The organism is Winogradskyella sp. HaHa_3_26, from assembly GCF_019278425.1.
Classification (GTDB): Bacteria; Bacteroidota; Bacteroidia; order Flavobacteriales; family Flavobacteriaceae; genus Winogradskyella; species Winogradskyella undariae.
On record NZ_CP058981.1, the window covers coordinates 809,071 to 830,863 of the forward strand.

Annotated in this window: 18 protein-coding genes; 8 read left to right on the plus strand and 10 right to left on the minus strand. The window is 31.3% G+C overall.

Going from position 1 to position 21,793, the window contains the following annotated elements; translation table 11 throughout:
• Nucleotides 1–2 precede the first annotated feature (2 nt).
• Nucleotides 3–497 (minus strand): YkgJ family cysteine cluster protein, encoded by a 495-nt coding sequence (locus tag H0I32_RS03550; protein WP_179314718.1) that lies wholly within the window; start codon nucleotides 495–497, stop codon nucleotides 3–5.
• Nucleotides 498–576: 79 nt separating this feature from the next.
• On the opposite strand from H0I32_RS03550, the gene H0I32_RS03555 reads away from it, so the two are divergent.
• The gene (locus H0I32_RS03555; protein WP_179314719.1) at nucleotides 577–1,272 is read left to right on the plus strand and encodes a class I SAM-dependent methyltransferase; all 696 of its coding nucleotides are present in this window, start codon (nucleotides 577–579) and stop codon (nucleotides 1,270–1,272) included.
• Here H0I32_RS03555 and H0I32_RS03560 read toward each other — a convergent pair.
• From H0I32_RS03560 to H0I32_RS03575, 4 genes are all read right to left on the minus strand, one after another.
• Nucleotides 1,269–1,937, minus strand: a complete 669-nt coding sequence (locus tag H0I32_RS03560; RefSeq protein ID WP_179314720.1) for a hypothetical protein — start codon at nucleotides 1,935–1,937, stop codon at nucleotides 1,269–1,271. The two genes, H0I32_RS03555 and H0I32_RS03560, sit on opposite strands and share 4 nt — an antisense overlap.
• Before the next feature lie 9 nt (nucleotides 1,938–1,946).
• Complete coding sequence (locus H0I32_RS03565) at nucleotides 1,947–3,611, minus strand: amidohydrolase (protein WP_394366317.1); 1,665 nt, start codon at nucleotides 3,609–3,611, stop codon at nucleotides 1,947–1,949.
• 102 nt (nucleotides 3,612–3,713) lie between these two features.
• Entirely contained in the window at nucleotides 3,714–5,444 is a 1,731-nt protein-coding gene (locus H0I32_RS03570) for a TonB-dependent receptor (protein WP_179314721.1), read from the minus strand.
• Nucleotides 5,445–5,498: 54 nt separating this feature from the next.
• Nucleotides 5,499–8,522 carry a tetratricopeptide repeat protein gene (locus H0I32_RS03575; RefSeq protein WP_179314722.1) on the minus strand — a complete coding sequence of 1,008 codons (3,024 nt, stop codon included), beginning with the start codon at nucleotides 8,520–8,522 and terminating at the stop codon, nucleotides 5,499–5,501.
• A 355-nt stretch (nucleotides 8,523–8,877) separates the two neighbouring features.
• Between H0I32_RS03575 and crcB the strand changes: the two genes are divergently transcribed.
• Nucleotides 8,878–9,243 carry a fluoride efflux transporter CrcB gene (gene crcB, locus H0I32_RS03580; protein WP_179314723.1) on the plus strand — a complete coding sequence of 122 codons (366 nt, stop codon included), beginning with the start codon at nucleotides 8,878–8,880 and terminating at the stop codon, nucleotides 9,241–9,243.
• Nucleotides 9,244–9,415: 172 nt separating this feature from the next.
• On the opposite strand, the gene H0I32_RS03585 is transcribed toward crcB, so the two are convergent.
• The gene (locus H0I32_RS03585) at nucleotides 9,416–9,784 is read right to left on the minus strand and encodes a DUF1801 domain-containing protein (protein WP_179314724.1); all 369 of its coding nucleotides are present in this window, start codon (nucleotides 9,782–9,784) and stop codon (nucleotides 9,416–9,418) included.
• 160 nt (nucleotides 9,785–9,944) lie between these two features.
• Nucleotides 9,945–12,494, minus strand: a complete 2,550-nt coding sequence (locus H0I32_RS03590; protein WP_179314725.1) for an adenosylcobalamin-dependent ribonucleoside-diphosphate reductase — start codon at nucleotides 12,492–12,494, stop codon at nucleotides 9,945–9,947.
• A gap of 314 nt (nucleotides 12,495–12,808) precedes the next feature.
• Between H0I32_RS03590 and H0I32_RS03595 the strand changes: the two genes are divergently transcribed.
• From H0I32_RS03595 to H0I32_RS03615, 5 genes are all read left to right on the plus strand, one after another.
• Entirely contained in the window at nucleotides 12,809–13,417 is a 609-nt protein-coding gene (locus tag H0I32_RS03595) for a hypothetical protein (RefSeq protein WP_179314726.1), read from the plus strand.
• A 54-nt stretch (nucleotides 13,418–13,471) separates the two neighbouring features.
• Nucleotides 13,472–13,765 carry a winged helix-turn-helix domain-containing protein gene (locus H0I32_RS03600; protein WP_173586614.1) on the plus strand — a complete coding sequence of 98 codons (294 nt, stop codon included), beginning with the start codon at nucleotides 13,472–13,474 and terminating at the stop codon, nucleotides 13,763–13,765.
• An 83-nt stretch (nucleotides 13,766–13,848) separates the two neighbouring features.
• A complete protein-coding gene (gene creD, locus H0I32_RS03605; protein ID WP_179314727.1) occupies nucleotides 13,849–15,240 on the plus strand; it encodes a cell envelope integrity protein CreD in 1,392 nt (463 codons plus the stop codon).
• Between the two features lie 67 nt (nucleotides 15,241–15,307).
• Entirely contained in the window at nucleotides 15,308–15,715 is a 408-nt protein-coding gene (locus H0I32_RS03610; protein WP_173586612.1) for a DUF2809 domain-containing protein, read from the plus strand.
• The gene (locus H0I32_RS03615; RefSeq protein ID WP_179314728.1) at nucleotides 15,703–16,365 is read left to right on the plus strand and encodes a DUF1361 domain-containing protein; all 663 of its coding nucleotides are present in this window, start codon (nucleotides 15,703–15,705) and stop codon (nucleotides 16,363–16,365) included. The genes H0I32_RS03610 and H0I32_RS03615 overlap by 13 nt, the downstream gene beginning before the upstream one ends.
• Here the strand turns inward: H0I32_RS03615 and H0I32_RS03620 are convergent.
• Together H0I32_RS03620 and H0I32_RS03625 are read right to left on the minus strand one after the other, a co-directional pair.
• The gene (locus tag H0I32_RS03620; RefSeq protein ID WP_179314729.1) at nucleotides 16,362–17,153 is read right to left on the minus strand and encodes an SDR family NAD(P)-dependent oxidoreductase; all 792 of its coding nucleotides are present in this window, start codon (nucleotides 17,151–17,153) and stop codon (nucleotides 16,362–16,364) included. The genes H0I32_RS03615 and H0I32_RS03620 overlap by 4 nt on opposite strands.
• A complete protein-coding gene (locus tag H0I32_RS03625) occupies nucleotides 17,140–18,345 on the minus strand; it encodes an NAD(P)-dependent oxidoreductase (RefSeq protein ID WP_179314730.1) in 1,206 nt (401 codons plus the stop codon). Before H0I32_RS03625 ends, H0I32_RS03620 begins: the two co-directional genes overlap by 14 nt.
• 440 nt (nucleotides 18,346–18,785) lie before the next feature.
• Here H0I32_RS03625 and H0I32_RS03630 point away from each other — a divergent pair, with 440 nt between their 5' ends.
• Nucleotides 18,786–19,739: a T9SS type A sorting domain-containing protein gene (locus tag H0I32_RS03630; protein ID WP_179314731.1), complete on the plus strand. Its 954-nt coding sequence runs from the start codon at nucleotides 18,786–18,788 to the stop codon at nucleotides 19,737–19,739.
• Nucleotides 19,740–19,816: 77 nt separating this feature from the next.
• Here the strand turns inward: H0I32_RS03630 and H0I32_RS03635 are convergent, their stop codons facing one another.
• Nucleotides 19,817–21,703 carry a cytochrome-c peroxidase gene (locus tag H0I32_RS03635; RefSeq protein WP_179314732.1) on the minus strand — a complete coding sequence of 629 codons (1,887 nt, stop codon included), beginning with the start codon at nucleotides 21,701–21,703 and terminating at the stop codon, nucleotides 19,817–19,819.
• Nucleotides 21,704–21,793 lie beyond the last annotated feature (90 nt).

Below are 21,793 nucleotides of genomic sequence, written 5' to 3' on the forward strand. Positions count from 1 at the left end.
TCTTACTTGGGAATCCTCCTTTTCATTTCTTGAACAATATTATAAGCTGCCGGACAAATAGCCACATTCTTTAACGTTAAATTAGAAATTTGCTGAAACTTTTTACGATCTGTATGTGGAAACTCACTACATGCTTTTGGTCTCACATCGTAAATAGAGCAGTAATTATCTGCACCTAAAAATGTACAAGGAACCGATTGTAAAACATAATCATTTTCTTCATCTAAGCGCAAATAGGCCTCTATAAACTGTTGTTCTTTCATCCTGAAAAATTTAGAGATACGCTGTATATCTTTAGCGGTAAATAAAGGACCTGTTGTTTTGCAACAATTGGCACATTCTAAGCAGTCGGTGCGTTCAAATTCTTCTTCATGGAGTTCTTGCATTATATAATCTAACTGCTTTGGCGGCTTCTTTTTTAGCTTTGTAAAAAAGGTTTTGTTTTCCTTATGCTTATCTTTGGCGAGCTTTGGAAGGTTATTTATTTGATCTTGCATAATACAAATTTAAGTAAAGTTCTCGATTCATATCCGAGAAAAACAAAATCACTCAACTAAGTTTTAGCACTAATTATTTATGAAAGATATTTTTGGACAAGCGTTATTAGATTATCAAAACGGAAATTATACTGAAGACTTAATCACGTCTACAAATATTTCGGATGAAGATGATTTACCGCTTCCTTATTTATTTAGAAATTATGCTGAAATGCCTAAATTAGAACAAAAAGCTTTAAAATTAAGTAAAGGCAAAACCTTAGATGTTGGGTGTGGTTCTGGAAGTCATTCTTTATGGTTACAAGAAAAAGAGTTACAAGTAAAAGCCATAGACAACTCTAAAGGTGCTATTGAAGTGGCTAAAAAACGTGGCGTTTTACATGCTGAATTAAAACCTCTTTTAGAAGAAACTGAAACTTTTGATACCATTTTATTACTGATGAATGGCACCGGAATTTTTAAAGAGTTATCTGAAGTTTCTAAACATTTAAACCATCTAAAATCGTTATTAAATACTGATGGTCAAATTTTGATTGATTCTTCTGATATTTCTTACATGTATGAAGATGAAGATGGCGGAATGTGGTTAGATTTAAACCAAAGTTATCCTGGTGAATTAGATTATTTCTTATCTTATAAAGGTAAAAAAGAAAAGCCTATGAAATGGCTCTATTTAGATTTTGAAACTCTAAAAACAGCTTGTTTGACTGTGGGGTTAAAATGCGAAAAAGTAATGGATGGCGAACACTTTGATTATTTAGCTAGACTTTCTTAATTGCAATTTGAATTATAAAATCTGATGATATCTTGCAAATCCTCCTTTTTAAACTCTTTCGTTTCTATTTTAGTTTTAAGAACTGGGCAATCTTCAAAATATTCCATTGCTCTTTTTCTAAAGGACTTTGTTAAACTTACTTGATTGAATATCTCTGGTGTTTCACCATCTCTTAATATCAATACCTGATTATGACTCCCCATATAACCTGGGTGATAAATTGGTGCCATATTTGGTGCACCTGCAGTTGGCATAAATCCTCCACCTGATTGCACAGATACAGTTCTACCAACTAATTTTAAAGCTCCATCTACTAATATTTCAGCAAAGCCCATTTTAGTTTGTCTATTATTTAAATAAATAGGGATGTAAGTTTCAACTCGAGTTTTCTCAATACGATTACCATTTACACGCTCTTTATATGTAATGGTAAAAACAATACTATCGATCTCTTCGGGTTTATATTTAGATTTTTTATCTGTCTTAAATTTAAGCTGTTCTTTTTTTAAGTTTATACCATCCGACATCATAGGTATAGCTCCCAAACCCGTTAAAACTTTTTCATTTTTTAGGTAAACAACAGCATCCGTCCAACGGTATTGTGCAAAAGTAAAATTTGAACAAAACAATAAGAATAGTAATGTATAAATGGCGTTTTTCATCATAATTATTTATTATTGGACTTCCCCTCCTACAAACGTCTTTAATACTTTGATGTGAGGAATAACACTTGTATTAACTGACATAATATCTTTATCTAAGATAATAAAATCTGCCAACTTACCAACTTCTATACTTCCTTTTTCTTCTTCTTCAAAATTAGAGTAAGCTGCCCAAATGGTCATTCCTCTTAAAGCTTCTTCTCTACTTAATGCATTTTCCATTTGAAAACCATCTTCTGGGTACTGCTCTAAATCTTGTCTTGCCACAGCCGCATAGAACGTTAAAAACGGACTTACTTTTTCTACAGGAAAATCTGTTCCTAATGCAACTTTCCCATAAGCTTCTAATAATTGCTTGTAAGCATACGCTCCTTTTATACGTTCTTCTCCTATTCTATCTTCTGCCCAATACATATCACTCGTTGCATGTGTTGGTTGTATAGATGGCATTACATTTTTATATAATCCAAAATCTTCAGGTGAAACAATCTGAGCATGTTCTACTCTCCATCGTCTATCCTTTTTCCCTGCTAAAACTTTATTATAGGTTTCTAATATAGCATGGTTTGCAGAATCACCGATAGCATGTGTGTTCATTTGAAATTCTGAATTCGCAATACGTTCAGCAGACTTTTTCATAGTTTCTAAATCGGTAACCAACAAGCCTAAATGCCCTGGTTTATCTGAATAAGGCTCACGCAGCATTGCGCCTCTAGATCCTAAAGCACCATCGGCATAAAACTTAAATGAACGTACATTAAGATAATCTGTTTTAGTAATTCCCTTATCTAAATAGTAATCTAAATTCTCTTTTGTATGAGAAACCATGGCGTAAATACGCATTTTTAATTCTCCAGCTTTTTGAAGACTATCAATCACCTCAATAGCCTCTCTATTTAAACCAGCATCATCTACAGTTGTTAACCCTAAATCAAAACACATTTTTTGTGCTTCTAATAATGCTGTTGTTATATCAGATTTTGTTGGTTTTGGCCAATGGTCCATTACCAAGCTTTCTGCATTATCTATTAAAATACCAGTTAGCTTACCGTTTTCTACTACAACTTCACCCCCTTCAATCTTACTATCTATAGTTACATTTCCTAAATCTAAAGCTGCTTGGTTAGCTAATATAGCATGTCCATCTATTCTTGTTAAAGCTATCGGTGTATTAGGATAAAGTTTATCTAACAGATTCTTATTTGGAAATTCTTTTATCTCCCAATCATTTTGATCCCAACCACGACCTAAAATATATTCATTATTATTTTTATTCTGAAAATTTAATAAGCGCTTCATCATTTCCTCAAAACTCTTCGTCCCAAATAAATCAACCGATTGTTGATTAAATCCTAAGCCTAAAAAATGACAATGTGCATCAATTAACCCTGGTACAATTGTGTTTCCGTCTGCATTAATAGTATCTGCAGCTATATACTGTTTATCCATTTCTGAAGTTGTCCCCACAGCAATAATTTTACCGTCTTTAACGACAAACGATTCCGCTTTACTAAAAGCATCATCTACAGTGTAAATATTAGCATTGGTAACAATTAAATCTACTTCTTGTTTCCCTTTTTCGCAAGACATAAAAAAGAATACAGCCAACAATAAAAAGGCATTTTTACTCATCTTAATTAAACGTGATAATGGGTAATTGTAATTTTGAAATTTCATTTCGTTAGGTTTATTGATATGTAAAAATAACAAAAGCGCTCCGATTAGGGAACGCTTTTTTTAATTGTAAGTTGATTATTAAATTAATAGAACTACTTATTTTTAAAAATCGAACTGATATGTTGCGCCTGCTAAGACCTGAATACCTTGTACAGGGTAATTTAACCAACGTTCATAATTTTGACTCGCTAAATTATTACCCTTAGCAAAAATAGATAACTGATCGTTTATTTTATAACCGACATGCATATTAGCATCAAAATAACTATCTAAACTTACCGTTGTTATGGTTGTGTTTAAAGGATCTAACACATCATAAAATGTAGCTTGATCTTTACGTTCTCCTACAAAGAACATACTAGCACCAGCAGACCATTTTTCTGAAATTTGATAATCTAAAAATACAGAAGCTGTAAGATCTGGTAAGTTCCAAGCTTCAGATTCGCTATCTGTGCTATACCCAAAATATTCTCCTTTTAGACCTAACGTAAAGTTTCTATTTAAATCTACATTAAGCTCACCAGCAAAAGAAAATGTAGTAACATCATCATAAGCTACATTAAATGAATTTCCGTACTGATAATCTGTTAAAACTGCACTTGGCACTTCATTTGATTTGTATAAAGCCTTATTTTTCTCTGATGAATAATTCACTTTTAAACTATATGCCATCTTACTAGAAAGCTTCCCTTTAGCTCCTACAAAAGTTTTGTATTGCTGATTGGTTGGTGTAACAAATAAACTAGGGGATACAAATGGATTTTCATTTACAAAATCGTAATAAGAATTTTGAATTAAATCACCTTTAAGTCCCCCAAAAGCGATTAATATTTCGTCTACTAAACGGTAAGATGCTTCGATGTTTGGATAAATATAAAACTTATTATTGCTGAATTCTGTGTCATTAAGGTATGCCAATTTAACTCCCAAATCTAGAGTTAATTCATCTTGAACGAGTTGGTAAGAAGGTGCAAATCCAAAAGTAACATTACCATAATTAATTTCGTCAATATTATAGTAATCGCGATCAAAAGTACCGCTGATATAATCTATAGAAAACTCTGATTTAATAACAGCATCTTGTACTACAAAATCAAAGCCCGACTTAGCTACCAATCTATTTTCAGCAGAATCGTGATTATCACCAAAGTGTCTAAAACGAAGACTTGCATCTTTTACTATAGCATCTTCAAAATCAATTTTACCACCCACATACAAATCGTTATAAGTCTGACCTGCATCAATATCATTCAATACACTTTCATCATAAAAATCTTGTGGTACACCATACCAATTGTAGGCTTGTAAATTAAAACCTCCGTCTACTTGCCATGTAAAATCTCTATCACTTTTTTTGTAATAAGCATTTAACATTGTTTTAGAAAAATTATCATCTAATTCTACACCATCAATGCCACCTTGAGATGAATGATGACTAAAATAACCACCTACATTTTCATCCCTACTCAGTTCATGATTTAGATAAACCTCACCTAAAATGGTGGTGTAAGAACCGACACCTAACGAAGCATAATTATCATATAATTTTATAGCTTTAGCCTTATCTACCGTTGCTGCTTTTCCTTTTGCAGGTGTAAATGTTGAAGCTACAGGAATTGAAAATATATTATACTTTATTTCCTTTTTCTTAACCGCATTAGAATCGTTTAACTTCGGATTATCTTTAATCTTAAAAGCATCTGAAATTGTTGGTGTATATGGTCTTATAACGTTTACCGTTTGATCTCCAAGAGTATCTTTGGTACGCTCTTGAGCAAAACTAAAAGCTGCACTCAAGGTAAACATTGATAATATTAAATATTTAATTTTCATTATTAAAATATTAGTATTAGAATTTTAACGATTAAATCTCTTTGCAGGAATTTATTAATTTTCATCCGTTTCTACCGATGAATTAGTCTTAGCTTCTTCTGCTTTTATTTTATTAAGTTCAGTTTTTGCTTCGCTAACAACTTCTGTAAAGTCAGGGAAATTACTAATTACACTTTCTAAAATATAAGTGGCTTGAAACGCATCTCCTAAAGCATAGAAGTTCTTAGCCATAACCACTAAACCTTTTGCACTATACAATTTATAACTTCCGTAATCTTTAGCTAATTTTTGAATGGTAATGTTAGACGCTTCGTAAGCGCTTTCTTTATTTTCAAAATAACCTTTGTAGTATAATGCTTCTGCAGCAACACTTCCTGTCGCTATGGTTTCAATTTCAGCATATGCTGTTTTTGCTTTAGCTTCATCTCCTATTTTAATAGCAGAACGCGCAATAGTTAATTTTGCATCACTCTTTACTTTATTATCTAATTTTGGATTGCTCAATACTTTTGCTGCATAACCTTCAGCTTTAGCAAAATCATCAGTTTGGTAATACGCATTCATTAAATTAGACTGTGCATAAATAACATTCTGAGGATAATCTGCTTCAACCTCTAAACGTTTTAATTCCGGAATTGCTTTTTCCCAATTAGATTGACTTAAATAAATCTCACAAAGCTTAACCGTTGCTTGCTCAGAATATTCAGATTTAGAAGCTTCAACAACTGCCAAATAGTGAGGTAAAGCATTATCAAACAAATTCTTTTTGTAATATAATTGTGCTAAATAGAAATGTGCTTTTAGACTATTTAGTCCTTTAGGAAATTCATTTAAGTATTTATTAAATTGACGAATTGCTCTATCCGTATCGTTATCTAAATATGGTTTTTCTGCTGCTAAATACGTGGTATTATCTAATTCTACATTAGAAACCTCAACATAATCTAAAGTCCTTACCCAAGAGGCATATTCTTCTACTTGACCTAAATCGATATAAATTAAACGTACTGTTGATACCGCTTGAACCGCTTCACCAGAACCCGGAAAATCTGTGGCTACTTTCTTAAACTTAGTCAACGCTCTACTATTATCGTTACCATTATAATAAACTAAACCTTGACGTAATAAAGATTTTGAAGTGAAAGCACTCGTAGGATAATCTGAATTTAAACGATCGTACATAAGCATCGCTTTATTGGTATCACCTGCTTTTACATATGAATTTGCTAACTCATACATAGCATCGTCTCGTAAAGATGATTTTGTATATGTTTTTATAAATGAGTTTAATTCTGAAATCTTTTCAGGTCCTTTTGCCAAGTAACCTAAACTCATTGCTTTTTGAAACGCTGCATAATCCGTTTCTATTTCATTAATTTGAATGGCTTTGGTATAAGCATCAATGGCGTTTTGATATTGACTAGATACAAAATAACCATCTGCTAATCTTAAATACGCATCGTTTTGACGCAGTTGGTCATTCGATTTGTTCTTGATGAATTTCTCAAAATAAGTTGAAGCATTTGTATATTCCTTCAACTTAAAATAAGTGTAAGCTAAATTATAATTTAAGTTTTCATTTTCTGATAAATCTGAAATATCACTAAAACCTGCAAATTGCTTAAATCCTATTAAGGCATCATTGTAATTGGTTAAGTTGTATTCTGTTTCAGCTTTCCAAAATGTAGCTCTTGCAACAAATTCTGAATCGATCGGTTCTTTTAAAGAACCTTTAAATAAATCTAAAGCTTCATTATATTTATTCTCGTTATATAATTCTACACCTCTAAAAAAGGCTACTTTTTGGTAAGCTGATTTATTTTCGAAACTATTTTTACCTTTTAAAAGCTCTAAAGCTTCCTTATAGTTTTTTGATGTGATGTAAGAATCGATTAATAAAGTCTCAACCTCATCTTTATATTTTGTATCTGGATATTGACTTAAATAGCCTGTTAAAACCTGAGGAACGGATTGATAAGGATTCCCAATATCATAACTAATCTTAGCATAGTTTAACCAAGCATCTTCTTGAATTTTTAAATCAAAATCCATTTGAGATGCATTTCTAAATGCGTTTAATGCTTCTTGTTTTTTATCTAGGTTAATATAACTTTCACCCAAATGGTAATAAGCATTTTGAGCTACAAAATTGTCACCTCCAATAATTTTATTGAATTCTGAAATGGCACTTTCAAAATCATTTTGCTTGTAATACGCATAACCGAGTTGGTAATAATCTGTATTGTTCCATTTTCTATCTTTTCCTTTATACGCTTTTAAATAAGGAATAGCAGCATCATATTGCTCAAGGTTAAAGTAACTTTCTCCTATGATTTTTGATAATTCAGACTTTTCTGCTGCATTACTTTTTGGTAATTGTGCATCGGCAAGTTCTATCGCTTTCGCAAAATTACCCAACTTAAAGTTTAAGTCGGCTTGGTAATAAGATAACTTCTCTTTGTATTTTTCGTTGTCACTCACTTGATCGAAATACTCATTTGCGGTATCATAATCATCACCTTGGTAAGCCATAAAACCAATATAATATTTGGCTTGTGATCCGTATTCTTTTGAATTAACAACACGATTAAAATATTTAGAAGCTTGCTTTTCTTCTTGTGTAGAATACAAAACATAGCCATAATTAAAATTGAAACGGTCTTTCTCCGTTCCAGAAATACTACGCTGATCTACCTTATCGTACCACTTACGAGCATAAGCATATTTTCCATTATTAAAATAATAATCGGCTACATCTAAAAATGCTGTATTTCTTTTTGTGCTAGTCGGGTAATCTTCAACAAATGCTGTTACAAGATTATCTGCATTATTTTGATTTAATCTTACAGCACAATTCGCAATATAGTAAGCACAATCAGATTCTATTGTTGCATCTTTTGTATTCAACTTTACATCGTCGAATAAAGATTGAGCAGCTTTAAACTGGTTGTTATTATATAACGTTAATGCCTTTTGGTAATCTTTATAATCGTTAGTATATACGGCAGATTTTTGTGCCATACCTATTGAAGAAACTATAAGGAAAACGATGATTAACTGTCTTTTGATGAACATCATTTGTTACGTGTTTTTATTGATGATTTTATTATGTGCAAATATAATTCAATACAAAATCTATAACGAGATAATTTGCCTATAATTATAAATGCTCTTATTTATATTTAAAACTATAATTTAATTTTTAAAAACCAAAGCGCTTATTTTTCACTATTTACAATTCCTTTTTAATTAAAAAGTCATTTAATGGCGTGCGCTTATAAACTCTACACGTTTTGATTATTATTCATTCGGAAAAATCGGTTACTTTTATACTTTTAAATTTCCTTTTATAAGTTTATGCTTTGTATGAAGAGCTCAACCTATTATTTGACATAAATATCTTACATCAAATTAATAATTAAAGTTAAAAAAATTGAAACATCTTATACTCGTATTTCTAGGTGGTGGTTGTGGTAGTGTACTACGATTTCTTATAGGAAAATGGCTTAATAATACTGAAACCGGAATCCCTTACGGAACCTTTACTGCTAATATTTTTGGTAGTTTATTAATCGGTATATTTCTTGGCTTAGCCGCTAAAAACGAAACGTTATCTCAAGGTCAAACGTTACTTTTAGCGACTGGATTTTGTGGTGGATTTACTACATTTTCTACCTTTGCTTATGAAAATCATATGTTTTTAAAATCTGGTGATTTTATGACTTTTGCAATTTATACGATTGCTAGTTTTGTGGTTGGGTTTTTAGCTGTGTTTTTAGGTATGTTTTTGGTGAAGTAATTTTATTGAAACTGTTGTTTTATTGTTTCGCTGAGATACTCTGAGATTACGTGGAGATTCACAGAGAAATTTAGATAACCTTTAAAATCTTACTCTTATTTACCAACTGAAGACTGAAGACTGAAGACTGAAGACTGAAGACTGAAAGCTACATAACGTGGACTAAAAAAAACTAATCTCTCTTATAAAATCCTTTTTCCTTCAAAGCCTCTACTTCTTTTAGTATTGAAATAATAACGGTGTCATCAATAGTTTCAATAGTTTTATATCGTAATGATTTAACGACTTTACGATTTTCTGAAATTAAATACGCATCCCATTGTTTAGATAAATGTGCGGAATGCCAAAAACCAACATCAACATAATCTTTACTCTGATTGATATAACAGATTGGCCTTTTTTCTATATAATAACAAGGCAATCTCCATTTATATAACAACTCTGCTTCAGGTAACGTATGTGTTATTAAAACTTGCAAATGCATTAAAATAGATTTGTAAGGCTCTTCTTGTTTTAAGATATAGTCTTCTGCTGGATTCAAATTATATTTTTATTTACGCTTTTTTTCAACTTTTTTATTCATTCAAATTTAAGGGTAATTTATTTATATAAAAAAGACCTCAAAGTCTATAACAAATGAGGTCTTTTTATTAATCTTTAATACAGATCATTCAAAAAAAAAGATAGCTTAAAATAGTTTATTATCCGCATTTAGAATACCCACAACTTTTACATTTTAAACATCCTTCTTCATATATTAAACCTTCAGGATCATTACAGCTAGGACACTTTTTATCCACAGCTTCTGTTCCTTCTGGCACAAAACGTTTTAAGGCTCTTGCGACACCATTTTTCCATGTATTGATATGATCGTCGTATAAATTTAGATCATGAATTAAACCTACAACATACGGAATTGGCATACCATGACGTAACACCCCAGAAATTAGCTTAGCATAATTCCAAAATTCTTTGTTAAATGATCGCGATAAACCTTGAATCGTTATTTTATAACCTTCATTATCTATATATTGAAAATCATATCTTGAAGATTCATCATCATTTCGTTGTTTAATAACCCAACCTTTTTCTACCCATTGAGGTAAATTGAAGGCATCTTTCATCTGGCCTGTAAAGATTTCATAAGGACGTCCTTCTACCAAACCGATAACAGCTAACCATTTTTCAGAATCATTATGAAAACGCACAATCTCTGCTTCTATTTTATCGGGTCGTTTTGCTATTAAAGTTTCAGTGGAAGTATTATTTTTTTCTTCTGGCTTTTCTTCTTTTGTAGCGACTAAAATCCCACTTCGAGAACCATCTCTATAAACCGTAATTCCTTTTAACCCTTTTTGCCAAGAATCCACATAAATATCCCCTACCAAATCTACGGTAACATCAGAAGCTAAATTAATAGTTGAACTAATTGAATGTGTGGTATATTTTTGAACTAAAGCTTGTAATTCTACTCGTTTTTTCCAATCTATCTCGGGGGCTGTTGCACCTGCATATGGACTATCTGCTATTTCAGTTTTCCCTGTGACATTCATCCAAGTTTCAAACTTTTTGTGATAGACGGTAAATTCTTCAAACGCATCGCCTAAATCATCAACAAAATCTACTTTTGAGTTTTCATCATTCGTATTTACTTTTCGTCGTCTTACATAAGAGAGTAAGAAAACGGGCTCAATCCCAGAAGAAACTTGTGCCAGCATACTTAAAGAACCTGTTGGAGCCACTGTACTTATGGAAATATTTCTTCGACCGTGTTCCATCATTCTATTATAGATTTCAGGAAACTCGCTAGCTAGCATTTGAACAAATTCTGAAGTATCTTCAATATTTCTATTAAACACATCAAATTGACCTCTAGTAATCGCCATATCAATACTGCTATCAAACTCTGCAGTCATTTTAGTTTTCATAATTTCACCTACAGCAACTAGCGCATCATCCGTATCTATTTTTAGACCTAAAGCAGCAACAGCATCGGCTAAAGCTGTAAAACCAAGACCAGTTCGTCTTCCTTTTTTTCCTGTTTCATAGAGAAGGTTCCATAATTCTTTTTCAGTTCGTTTTACAGCATCTGGCTCTGGATCGGCTTCGATTTTTGCCAAAATACGCTCAACAGCTTCTAGTTCTAAATCTACCAAATCATCCATAAGACGTTGCGACTCGTAAGTCACTTCATAAAATTTCTTAAAGTTGAATTTAGCTTGTTTTGTAAAAGGCTTATCTACAAAACTGAATAAATTAATAGCGATTAATCTACAACTATCGCCACCTTGCATGGCAATTTCTGAACACGGATTGGTAGAGCTATTTTTAAATTCTGGATATACCGAAGAGGTCGAATATTTATGCTGTCTGTCCCAAAAAATCAATCCTGGCTCTGCTGTATTATGAGCGCAAGTAATAATCTTATTCCATAAATCTTTAGCCTCAATCTCTTTAGTATATTTTGGATCTTTACTATCTATTGGCCATTGCAACGTAAATTTAGTATCGTTAACAACAGCTTCCATAAACTCGTCTGACAAACGAATAGAAATATTAGCCCCTGTTATTTTGGTTAGATCTTGTTTTTCGGTAATAAAATCTTCTATATCGGGATGTTTTACGTCCATAGTTAACATTAAAGCACCACGTCTTCCATTTTGTGCAACCTCTCTTGTTGTATTAGAAAAACGATTCATAAAAGAAACGGCTCCTGTTGTAGAACCAGCGGCATTAGATACCAAAGCATCTTTAGGTCGTAATTCTGATAAATCTACACCAACACCACAACGTCTTTTAAATAATTGTGCCAATTGCTCATCGGTATGGCAAACGCCACCATAAGAATCTAAAACCGATGGCACCACAATACAATTAGATAAAGAGGCGATGACTTGCTTATTTCCTAAACCAAACATCACACTTCCTTGTGGAATAACGTATTTAAAATCTTTAAAAAGTTGGTAAATTTTAGTTTCGTCTAATGGGTCTCTATTTTTTCCGTACGCTGATAAACTTTCTAAAACTGTTTCTGTTTTTGCATATTTATTTTCAATTCTACCAAATTCTTTTGCCATTCTCTTATGCATATCATCTGGTGATTTTTCCAAATAATTGCCCTGCCTATCTTTTAGGCAATACTTGTTAATCCAAGTGGTTGCAGCAAGTTCATCGTTATTAAAATAAGATAGAGAAGCTTTTAAAACATTTTTATAAGTCTTTGATTTTGTGGACGAAACAGTTTCATTCATAACGGAATATATTTTGAAATATTTTTAGAATAACTACAAAGCTAGCGAACATAAAACCTCAAAACATGACAAAAATCATACTTGTTAATAAGTGAGAAGGATTGTTGATTAATTTAAAAAGCTGTAGAATTATGATAACTAAAAGCAAAATACCAATGGCAGTTTTAAAAGTCATTAATTGATCTGAAACCTTATATAATTTAATTTCTAAAACCTGTACGTCTCTTAATACAGAAGTAAATAATAAAATATTAAAAATAAATTTGCTTCAATAGAATAATTTAATTTACTTTGCAATTCAAAGTACTTTAATTATGAGTGATAAGGATTACTTAAAAGATATTAGCGAGATTAAAAACCTGATGAATAAATCTTCTCGATTTATTTCATTGAGTGGCTTATCTGGAATTATGGCCGGAATCTATGCCTTAATTGGTGCTGCCATTACTTATTATTTAGTAGACACTTATAGTTATGGTACATTAATGCTAGACGGTTGGATTTTTAGATCGGTAATGTTAGTTTTAATTTTAGTCGCAGTGTTTAGTATAGCAACGGGGATTTTACTAACCACTAGAAAAGCAAAGAAAACGGGTGAGAAAATATGGGATAAATCCTCTAGACGCCTAATCTTTAATTTCTTAATTCCTTTAATTGCTGGCGGTTTATACATCTTAATTATTTTATCTCAAGGCAGATACGGACAAACTGGTGGGCTTATGCTTATTTTCTATGGTTTAGCTTTAGTCAATGCTGCTAAATTTAGTATTGGTGACATTAAATATTTAGGATTTATTCAGATCACTTTAGGACTTATTGCAACGTTATATCCTGGCTATGGATTTTGGCTTTGGGTTATAGGTTTTGGGGTTATGCATATTATTTATGGGGCCTGGATGCATTTTAAATATGACAGAAAATAATCCTTCAACATAAAAGCATAAAGAGAACGCAATACAACTATTGAATACTGAATTTTGAGCATTATAACCAACATAAATAAACTTTTTGATCATAGAATAAGACTTGGAATCATGTCTGTTTTAATGGTAAACGAGTATGCCGATTTTAATATGCTTAAAGAATTGCTGGGTGCAACCGATGGTAATTTAGCCAGCCATACCAAAGCTCTAGAAAAAGCAGAATATGTTTTGGTTGAAAAACAATTTATAGGCCGAAAACCTAACACTAGATACAGCGCCACAACATTAGGAAAAGCAGAGTTTAAAAAACATATTGAAGCCCTTGAAAAATTAATTAGAAAAACTTAGCACCCTTTCACTTTTATAAAATCTTTTTTTTACACATTTACTTTGAAAAACAAAGTACTTTACAATAACTAAAACCATATATAATGAACAGCACCGAAAACCAAAAACCAGAACCTCAAAAACCTACTAATCAACCCAACAAATTCTCGCAATGGCTAAAAACATCTATTACTGCCCGAATGATGATGGTTGGAGCCTTAATTTTAGTATTACTTATTCCTTTAAGTTATGTGAATATTTTAATAAGTGAACGCTCTTACCGACAAAAAGATGTGGTTAATGAGATTAATCAGAAATGGGGAAATGAAGTCTTAATTTATGGTCCAATTATAAAATTACCTTATAAATCGTATTCAGAAACTTCTACTTTTAATGAGAAGACAAAAACCTATTTAAAGGAAACTAAAACACTAATTAATTACGCTTATATTTTTCCAGAAAAACTACATGTAGATGCCGCTGTAAAATCTAAAACCATGTATTTAGGTAATTTTGAGTCTGCCGTTTTTACATCTGACATGGCTTTATCAGGACGTTACCACCCCATAAATCTTGAAGGAAAAGGAATTAAAAATGAAGATATTATTTGGGAGAAATCTAGTATTCTATTTAAAACAAGTAATCTAAAAGGTATTAAAAACGAAATGGCTATCGTTATTAACGATAAATCTTATGCTTTTGAAACCAGCTATAACGAAAACTCATCTTTAAACAATTTAGATGAATTAGAAACAGCATTTTTAAATGAAGACTTACTGAAAGGTGATTTTAATTTTAATATGAATGTAACCTATGACGGAAGTGAGCAAATACAAGTGATTCCTGTTGGTAAGACAACTACCATGGAAATGACTTCTAATTGGGCCGATCCAGGATTTATTGGAAATTATTCACCAGATGACGAAACAAGAAGTATTACCAAAGATGGTTTTAAAGTGGATTGGAAAGTGTTAGCGATCAATAGAGCATTTTCGCAACAATACTTAAATAAAGTACCGAGTTTGAGCCAATTTGCCTTCGGAACTAAATTTGTGGTCTTAGTAGATGAATATCAAAAAAGTGAACGTTCTGCCAAATATGGATTTTTAGTCATTGGACTTACATTTTTAATCTTTTTCTTAATCCAAACCATGAGTAAAATTCATATTCATGCATTTCAATATCTCATGATAGGCTTGGCGTTAATTATGTTTTACACCTTATTAGTTTCTATATCGGAACATAGTAACTTTTTAAAAGCTTATTTAATTGCAGGTGTTTCCGTAATACTATTGATAACCTTATACTCTAAATCTATGCTCAAGAATTTTAAATTCTCGGCATTAATTGGGTTATCACTTACAGCTTTATACGCCTTTATCTACGTCATTATTCAACTAGAAAACTATGCTTTATTAGTGGGTAGCGTTGGTCTATTCTTAATCTTAGCAATAGTGATGTTTGTATCTCGTAAAATTGACTGGAATAACGGATAATAAATAAAACATCTCGTTTTACTTCTATCATACAAAGTAAAGCGAGATGTAATTAAAAAATATAAATATGAAATTTCAATTCAATAAAAAATACCTCATCACAGCACTTACTTTATTTTTAATAGAATTAACCATAGCATTTACGCTTCATTCTGGTTTTATACGTCACACCTTTGGCGATTATCTGGTGGTTATTTTACTGTACGCTATTTTAAGAGGATGTACTAATTTAGGGGTTTGGACATCAAGCTTAGCAGTACTCATTTTTGCTTATACTGTAGAGTGTCTTCAACTCACACCATTTCTAACTTACTTTAATTTAGAACGCAGTTTTACTGCAAAATTAATTTTTGGAAGCACTTTTGAAATTAATGATTTAATAGCCTATACACTAGGAGTTATTACCGTTTTAATACTAGAAACCAAAGTTTTAAAATTAGAAACTAAAGAAAACGCAAAACTATGGAAGCCTTAAAAACATTAATTCAAACCCGGTTTAAAACCTTAGCCTTAATTCTTGTTGCTGTAAGCCTTAGCATTGTATTACTTATGGTACGTATAAAACTTAACAAATCTTTTTTCTTTCTATTTTTAATTTGGAATGTATTTTTAGCCATTATACCGTACACAATTACGATGTATCTTAGCACTAAAACTCATTTAAGTAAATTAAAATTAGTATTTGGGTTTGTAATTTGGGTATTGTTTTTACCTAATGCTCCATATATTATAACAGACCTTATTCATATTAGATTTGGTAGTAAATCTTTTTTATGGCTAGATGTCTTAGTCGTTTTATCTTTTGCTTTGAGTGGCTTATTTCTTTTTTATCTTTCTATTATAGATATGCAGAAATTAATAAATTCAACGTTTAAAAAAACCCCTAAAAAAACAATAACTACAGCGATCTTCTTTCTATGTGGATTTGGAGTTTATCTTGGTCGATTTTTACGTTATAATTCTTGGGAAATTATAAGTCAGCCACACTATTTATTTAAAGACATTTTGAATATAATTATGACACCTTTTCAAAATATAAATGCATGGCTGTTTACTTTAGGCTTCGGGATGTTTTTAACCGTTGGGTTTTGGATGTTTAAAAATTTAAAGCATCAAGATGATTAGCACTCTCTATTTTTATCTTGAATTTTCCTTACAATTTTAGTCGTTCTATTACGAGTTAAAAATCGTGGTAAAACAGATAAAAATTTATTCAATGTTCCTGGTATAGCAACAACTTTACCTTTATTCATAGCATCATATCCATAAGCAGCAACCTCTTTTGCTGAAGCCATATTAAAGGCAATTTTACCTTCTGTTGCATCATCAGAAACGGTACTTTGAAATGCTGTTTTTGTTGGGCCAGGACACAAAGCCGTAACGGTTACTCCTGTTCCTTTGAGTTCGTTAGAAATAGCTTCTGAAAATGATAAAATATAACCTTTTGAAGCATAATATAAAGCCATTAATGGACCTGGCTGAAAGGCCGCTAATGAAGATAAATTAAGAACTTTACCAGAACCACGTTTTACCATATTTGGTAAAATTAACTTTAGTAAATGTGTACTTGTTAACACATGCAAATGCAACATTTGCGAATCGCGCTCCCAATCTGATTCACAAAAAGTACCAAACACCCCAAAACCAGCATTGTTTATAACAACATCTATTGGTGTGCTTTTTATATTATCATAGATATCTTTAGCAATATTTAAAGAACTTAAGTCTTTTAATAATAAGGTTATTTCAACCGCATAAGTTTCTAAAATAATATCCCTTGCTTGGTCTAATCTTTTAGAATCAATGTCAATTAAAATAAGATTATAATTATCTTTAGCCAACAATAAAGCCAATTCAAAACCTAAGCCTGAAGCTGCACCTGTAACTAAAGCTGTTTTTTTATTCTTTTCCATCTACAAAATCTTGTAAATAATGAAAACGTCTAGTCAATTTACCATTTTTGGTCATCTTAGCACGTTTCAATATTTCTCGTTCATCATTATTAAAAAATGCAGGAATTACATGTTCTAAAAATGCTTCACCAAAACCTTCACTAGCATCTTTTGGTAATTCACAAGGTAAATTATCTACAGCCATAACGGTTATAGCACCTTCGGCATCATAGGCAACTTCTTTTTCCGTTTTAATATCGTAACCGTAAAAAGGATTGGCTATGGTTGAAGGTCTCAATGTACTTGCCACAGGACCATCAATATCACAAGATACATCTGCTAATAAATGAATTCTAAAATCAGAATCCTTAGCCTCTTCTCTTGTAAAGAAATAAGGAGCATTATTACCATAAAAATGACCTGCAATAAAATAATCCGTTTCCTTAGCATAAGGCATAAAATTACTTTCGTAACCCGACGGATCTTTATAAAACTTATATCTATCTCCTACTTTACCATCAATACGTTTAGAATACTCCATAACATCTACAGTACCGTAAACAGGCTCTGTAAATTGCGATGTTAAATATAACGCATCACTAATATGTTTAATCTCTAAATGGTCTAAAATCTCTTTAGCTCCATTAGCAACTTTACCTGTACCTGATAATAAAATCTTAATATTAGGGATTGTTATTTTATCTAATTCCGCTTTTACGGCATCTAAATCGGCAAGTGTTTCTACTTTTGGCAATGTAAATAAACCATCTCTTAAACCTAATGCTCTAAAACCATTATAAGCACCAACTAAACCTGCGTAACGACCAAAACCAATAAGACGAGCTCCTGTTTTTCTTACTATAGTTTCATGATCGTACATTTCTATATTTTTATCTAACATAGCCTTCAACAATTCCCTGTTGTAAGGTTGTTTTTTAATCGTATGTGAGAAAAAGAAATATTTTTTATTAGGAATTAAATTTTCAATTGGTACCTCCTTTACTCCAATCATTACATTAGCATGCGAAACATCTTCTAAAACTTCAAAACCTAATGCTTTATAGGCTTGATCTGGAAATATTCTAATATCAGAAGACTCTACAATAAATGTCGCTTCAGGAAATTGTGTTCTAGCTTCTTCCAAATGTTTTGGAGAGAAAACCACACGTCTATCCGGTGGATTTTTACGTTCTTTTATAATGGCAAATATCATATACCGATGGAGTTTTTATATTCTAATAAAATAAAAAATATTGTTTTCACGAAAATAATGTGATTAATATATATGAGCAAATTAATATTATTTAACATCCTATACTAATTAACACATTGTATTTCTATTTTAATACTGCTTATTCTTCTTCATATTGATAAAAAAAAGAACAAAAAAAATTCAACATTAAATTAAATAAAATAGTTTTTTATCTGTGTATCAATTACATCTCTACAAAATAAAATTTCACTTTAAGACATAAGCTTATTTCATAATTATAAAAAAGCATAAACATCTACATAATTAAAAAACACAACCACTTAACACTCTCTTAAAATTCAGCTATAGTAAGGGTTTAAAGTAATATTTATATAATAATAGAGTAACCTATTTAGTAATTCTCAATTGTAGTTTTGAGTTCATTAACTAAAACAAAAAAAATGAAAAAAATTACTCTATTATTTATCTTATGTCTTACAATGACAATGACTACAAATGCACAATGTTTTGATGGTTCTGGCGGACATTGGCCAGGAGGGACTGTTGCTATGGAAAATACAGGTTATGCTGAAACTATTGTATTTGATACTTGGCCAAATTCTGAATATTCTTTAATTGGAAATCTTACACCTGGCTATGACTATTCGGTTACTGGAGATAACCCAATACATATAACGGTTACAGAAAGTGATGATACTGTAATTGCATATGGTATGAGTCCATTAAATTTTACAGCACCTATCGAAGTTACTAATATTACTATTTATTGGCATATAGATGAGAACTGTAGTAATGATGACACAACAACATATACAAGGATTCAATGTGTTACTTGTTGCCCTAATGACGCTGCTCCTGAATTAGCATCGGCACCTAGTCCTGCAAATTCAGCTTCTAATGTTGAACTTCAAACAACTGATGCTTCTGTATCTTTTAACTGGACAGCTTCTACTACTGAAGATACAAGTGTATTTTACTTAGATACTGTAAACCCGCCAACACAAGCTTATACTGATTTTGAAAATGGAGATTCTTTTTCAAATTTAGAAGCTAATACAACGTATTATTGGAGTGTAGATGCTACAAATTGCATGGGATCAACAACAGGTGATGTTTGGAGTTTTACAACGGATGCCGCATTATCTATCTCAGATAACGTATTTGAAACGACTAGTGTTTACCCGAACCCAACTTCTGGAATTTTAAACATTAAATCAGCTCAAGACATTGACAACGTTACTGTATTTAACTTATTAGGGCAAACAGTCGCTAATTTTGATAAAGATGCTATTACAGGTTCATCTATTAACTTATCTGAATTATCTAAAGGACTTTATTTAGTAAAAGTTTCTTCAGGAAATAACACACAGACTTTAAGAGTTACAAAGGATTAACACAAAAATATATCCATAAAAAAAACAGGAAGTGAAAGCTTCCTGTTTTTTTGTTTTAAATGGTACTGAAATCCCCCCTAATCTTCTTCATCTAAAAAACTAGACGTATCCGTAAGAGATTCCATAAAGGCTATAATATCTTTAATTTCTTGAGTTGTTAAATCTAACGGCGCATCAGATAAAGTTTGATTTTCAACCTCTAAGCCCATACCTGCTCCACCACCTAAATTATAAAACTCTAACACTTCTTCTAAAGTATTAAAAGAACCATTATGCATATATGGTGCTGTTAAAGCGACATTTCTAACAGAAACAGTCTTAAAAGAGTTTCTAAAATAAGGTTGTTTATCAATATCTAACCCATTAGCATAGCGCCCCATATCGGTATCTAATTTAGGGTTAATAGTATCGAAACCTTGTGTAACACCCAAAACTTCAGACTCTGTCTCTAAATAAAAAGGCGGAACAGTTCCGTTAAACATCGGTGCAAAATGACAGGTACCACAAGCTGCTTTTCCCATAAATAAATTAAATCCACGTAAGGCATCTTTAGGATAATCATTACTCTCGTTTCTAACATATTTATCGAATGGACTATCAAAAGATTTTAAAGAATTTACATAAGCTGCAATTGCATTACTGATAGAGCGTTCATTTATATCTTGCTTATCAATACCGCCGTAAGCGTCTTTAAATAACTTTAAATAATTAGGATTTGTTTTTAATTTCTTTACAATGGCTTTAAAAGTGGTGTTAAACTCTAGATCATTATCTATAACATGACCGACTTGTCGTTCTAAATCATAAGATCGTAAATCCCAAAAATAACGCGACGCATAACCTGAATTGATAACGGTAGGTGAATTTCTAGATGTATAAAACCCTTTCTTATTGGCTAAACTTTTTGGTAAACCATCTGTAAAACCTTTGTTAGGATCGTGACAACTAACACAAGACAATATATTACCATTAGAAAGCTTAGTGTCCTTAAACAACAACGCACCCAACTGAATAGTTTTAGGATTATCTAATGGTAAATACACCAATTCTGAATAAAACTTAGTATCTAAAAAATCGGATTGAAAAAGGTTAACCGCTTTATAATTCTGAGCGTGTTTTTTATAAGGTTCAAGTGTAATTTTATTTAAATTTTGAAACTCTAACAATTCTGCATACAAAGGGTTAATGACTTCTTTTAGAAATGTCATTCTATCAAAATCATTAAAGCTAACATTATCACTAAGTATCTTTTTCCCTTTTTTAAAAAGTTTTTTTATAGATCTGAACTTAGATTTAGCTTTGGGTTGTATGTCTTCTTCAAAATATAAAAATGCAGTTTCCATACTTTGCAAACTCACATAACTTTCTTTTAAAGCATTTACAGAACCTGGTGTATCAAAACCTGTAACACCTAATGTAAAAATCCTAACCATACCAGAACGCATACATTCTATAACCTGACTTGATTTTAGACGAATTGGCAAATGAATCTCAGAAGCATAATCTACATGTGCTTTAAGTTCGTTTGCTAATTTTTTTATGTAATCTATATTTTCAATTGAAGCCTCTTCATTTACAGCTTCATCTAAGGCTTGTAATCCTGAAGGTTCAATAATTTTTCCTTCTTCATAATACTCACTAACTTTAGGTAAAGGTGCTCCGTTTATATAAGTCCCGTTATAGAAGGTTTGGTAGTAATCAAAAATAAATTCGATTTTTTTATAGACTAATCTTGTCTTTTCAACTTGAGTTTTAATTGCTTTTAATTCACTCGAACTATTAGAATTACGAGTCAACTTCACTAAGCTATTGACTTCTGCTTGAAATTTATAAAAATTAGAAGCGTATAAGACTCCTATATTTTCTGTAATAGTATTGGTTTCAAAAGGTTCTGTACCTTCTTTTCCAGACAGTGCTAAAGAACAAATTAAAACAGAGATGATTAAAAAGATTATTTTTTTCATTTTACATTTAGATTTTCAACTTAGAAATCCTTTAAATTTTATCAACTTATAGATAAATTAAAAACCCCAACTACAATCTGCTATTAACAG

Coding starts and splice junctions, on each gene's coding strand:
- H0I32_RS03620 (WP_179314729.1), bottom strand. CDS start 17,153: ATGGAAAAGAATAAAAAAACAGCTTTAGTTACAGGTGCAGCTTCAGGC.
- H0I32_RS03595 (WP_179314726.1), top strand. CDS start 12,809: ATGAGTGATAAGGATTACTTAAAAGATATTAGCGAGATTAAAAACCTG.
- H0I32_RS03570 (WP_179314721.1), bottom strand. CDS start 5,444: ATGAAAATTAAATATTTAATATTATCAATGTTTACCTTGAGTGCAGCT.
- H0I32_RS03565 (WP_394366317.1), bottom strand. CDS start 3,611: ATGAAATTTCAAAATTACAATTACCCATTATCACGTTTAATTAAGATG.
- H0I32_RS03550 (WP_179314718.1), bottom strand. CDS start 497: ATGCAAGATCAAATAAATAACCTTCCAAAGCTCGCCAAAGATAAGCAT.
- H0I32_RS03555 (WP_179314719.1), top strand. CDS start 577: ATGAAAGATATTTTTGGACAAGCGTTATTAGATTATCAAAACGGAAAT.
- H0I32_RS03625 (WP_179314730.1), bottom strand. CDS start 18,345: ATGATATTTGCCATTATAAAAGAACGTAAAAATCCACCGGATAGACGT.
- H0I32_RS03635 (WP_179314732.1), bottom strand. CDS start 21,703: ATGAAAAAAATAATCTTTTTAATCATCTCTGTTTTAATTTGTTCTTTA.
- H0I32_RS03630 (WP_179314731.1), top strand. CDS start 18,786: ATGAAAAAAATTACTCTATTATTTATCTTATGTCTTACAATGACAATG.
- H0I32_RS03575 (WP_179314722.1), bottom strand. CDS start 8,522: ATGATGTTCATCAAAAGACAGTTAATCATCGTTTTCCTTATAGTTTCT.
- H0I32_RS03610 (WP_173586612.1), top strand. CDS start 15,308: ATGAAATTTCAATTCAATAAAAAATACCTCATCACAGCACTTACTTTA.
- H0I32_RS03590 (WP_179314725.1), bottom strand. CDS start 12,494: ATGAATGAAACTGTTTCGTCCACAAAATCAAAGACTTATAAAAATGTT.
- H0I32_RS03560 (WP_179314720.1), bottom strand. CDS start 1,937: ATGATGAAAAACGCCATTTATACATTACTATTCTTATTGTTTTGTTCA.
- creD (WP_179314727.1), top strand. CDS start 13,849: ATGAACAGCACCGAAAACCAAAAACCAGAACCTCAAAAACCTACTAAT.
- H0I32_RS03615 (WP_179314728.1), top strand. CDS start 15,703: ATGGAAGCCTTAAAAACATTAATTCAAACCCGGTTTAAAACCTTAGCC.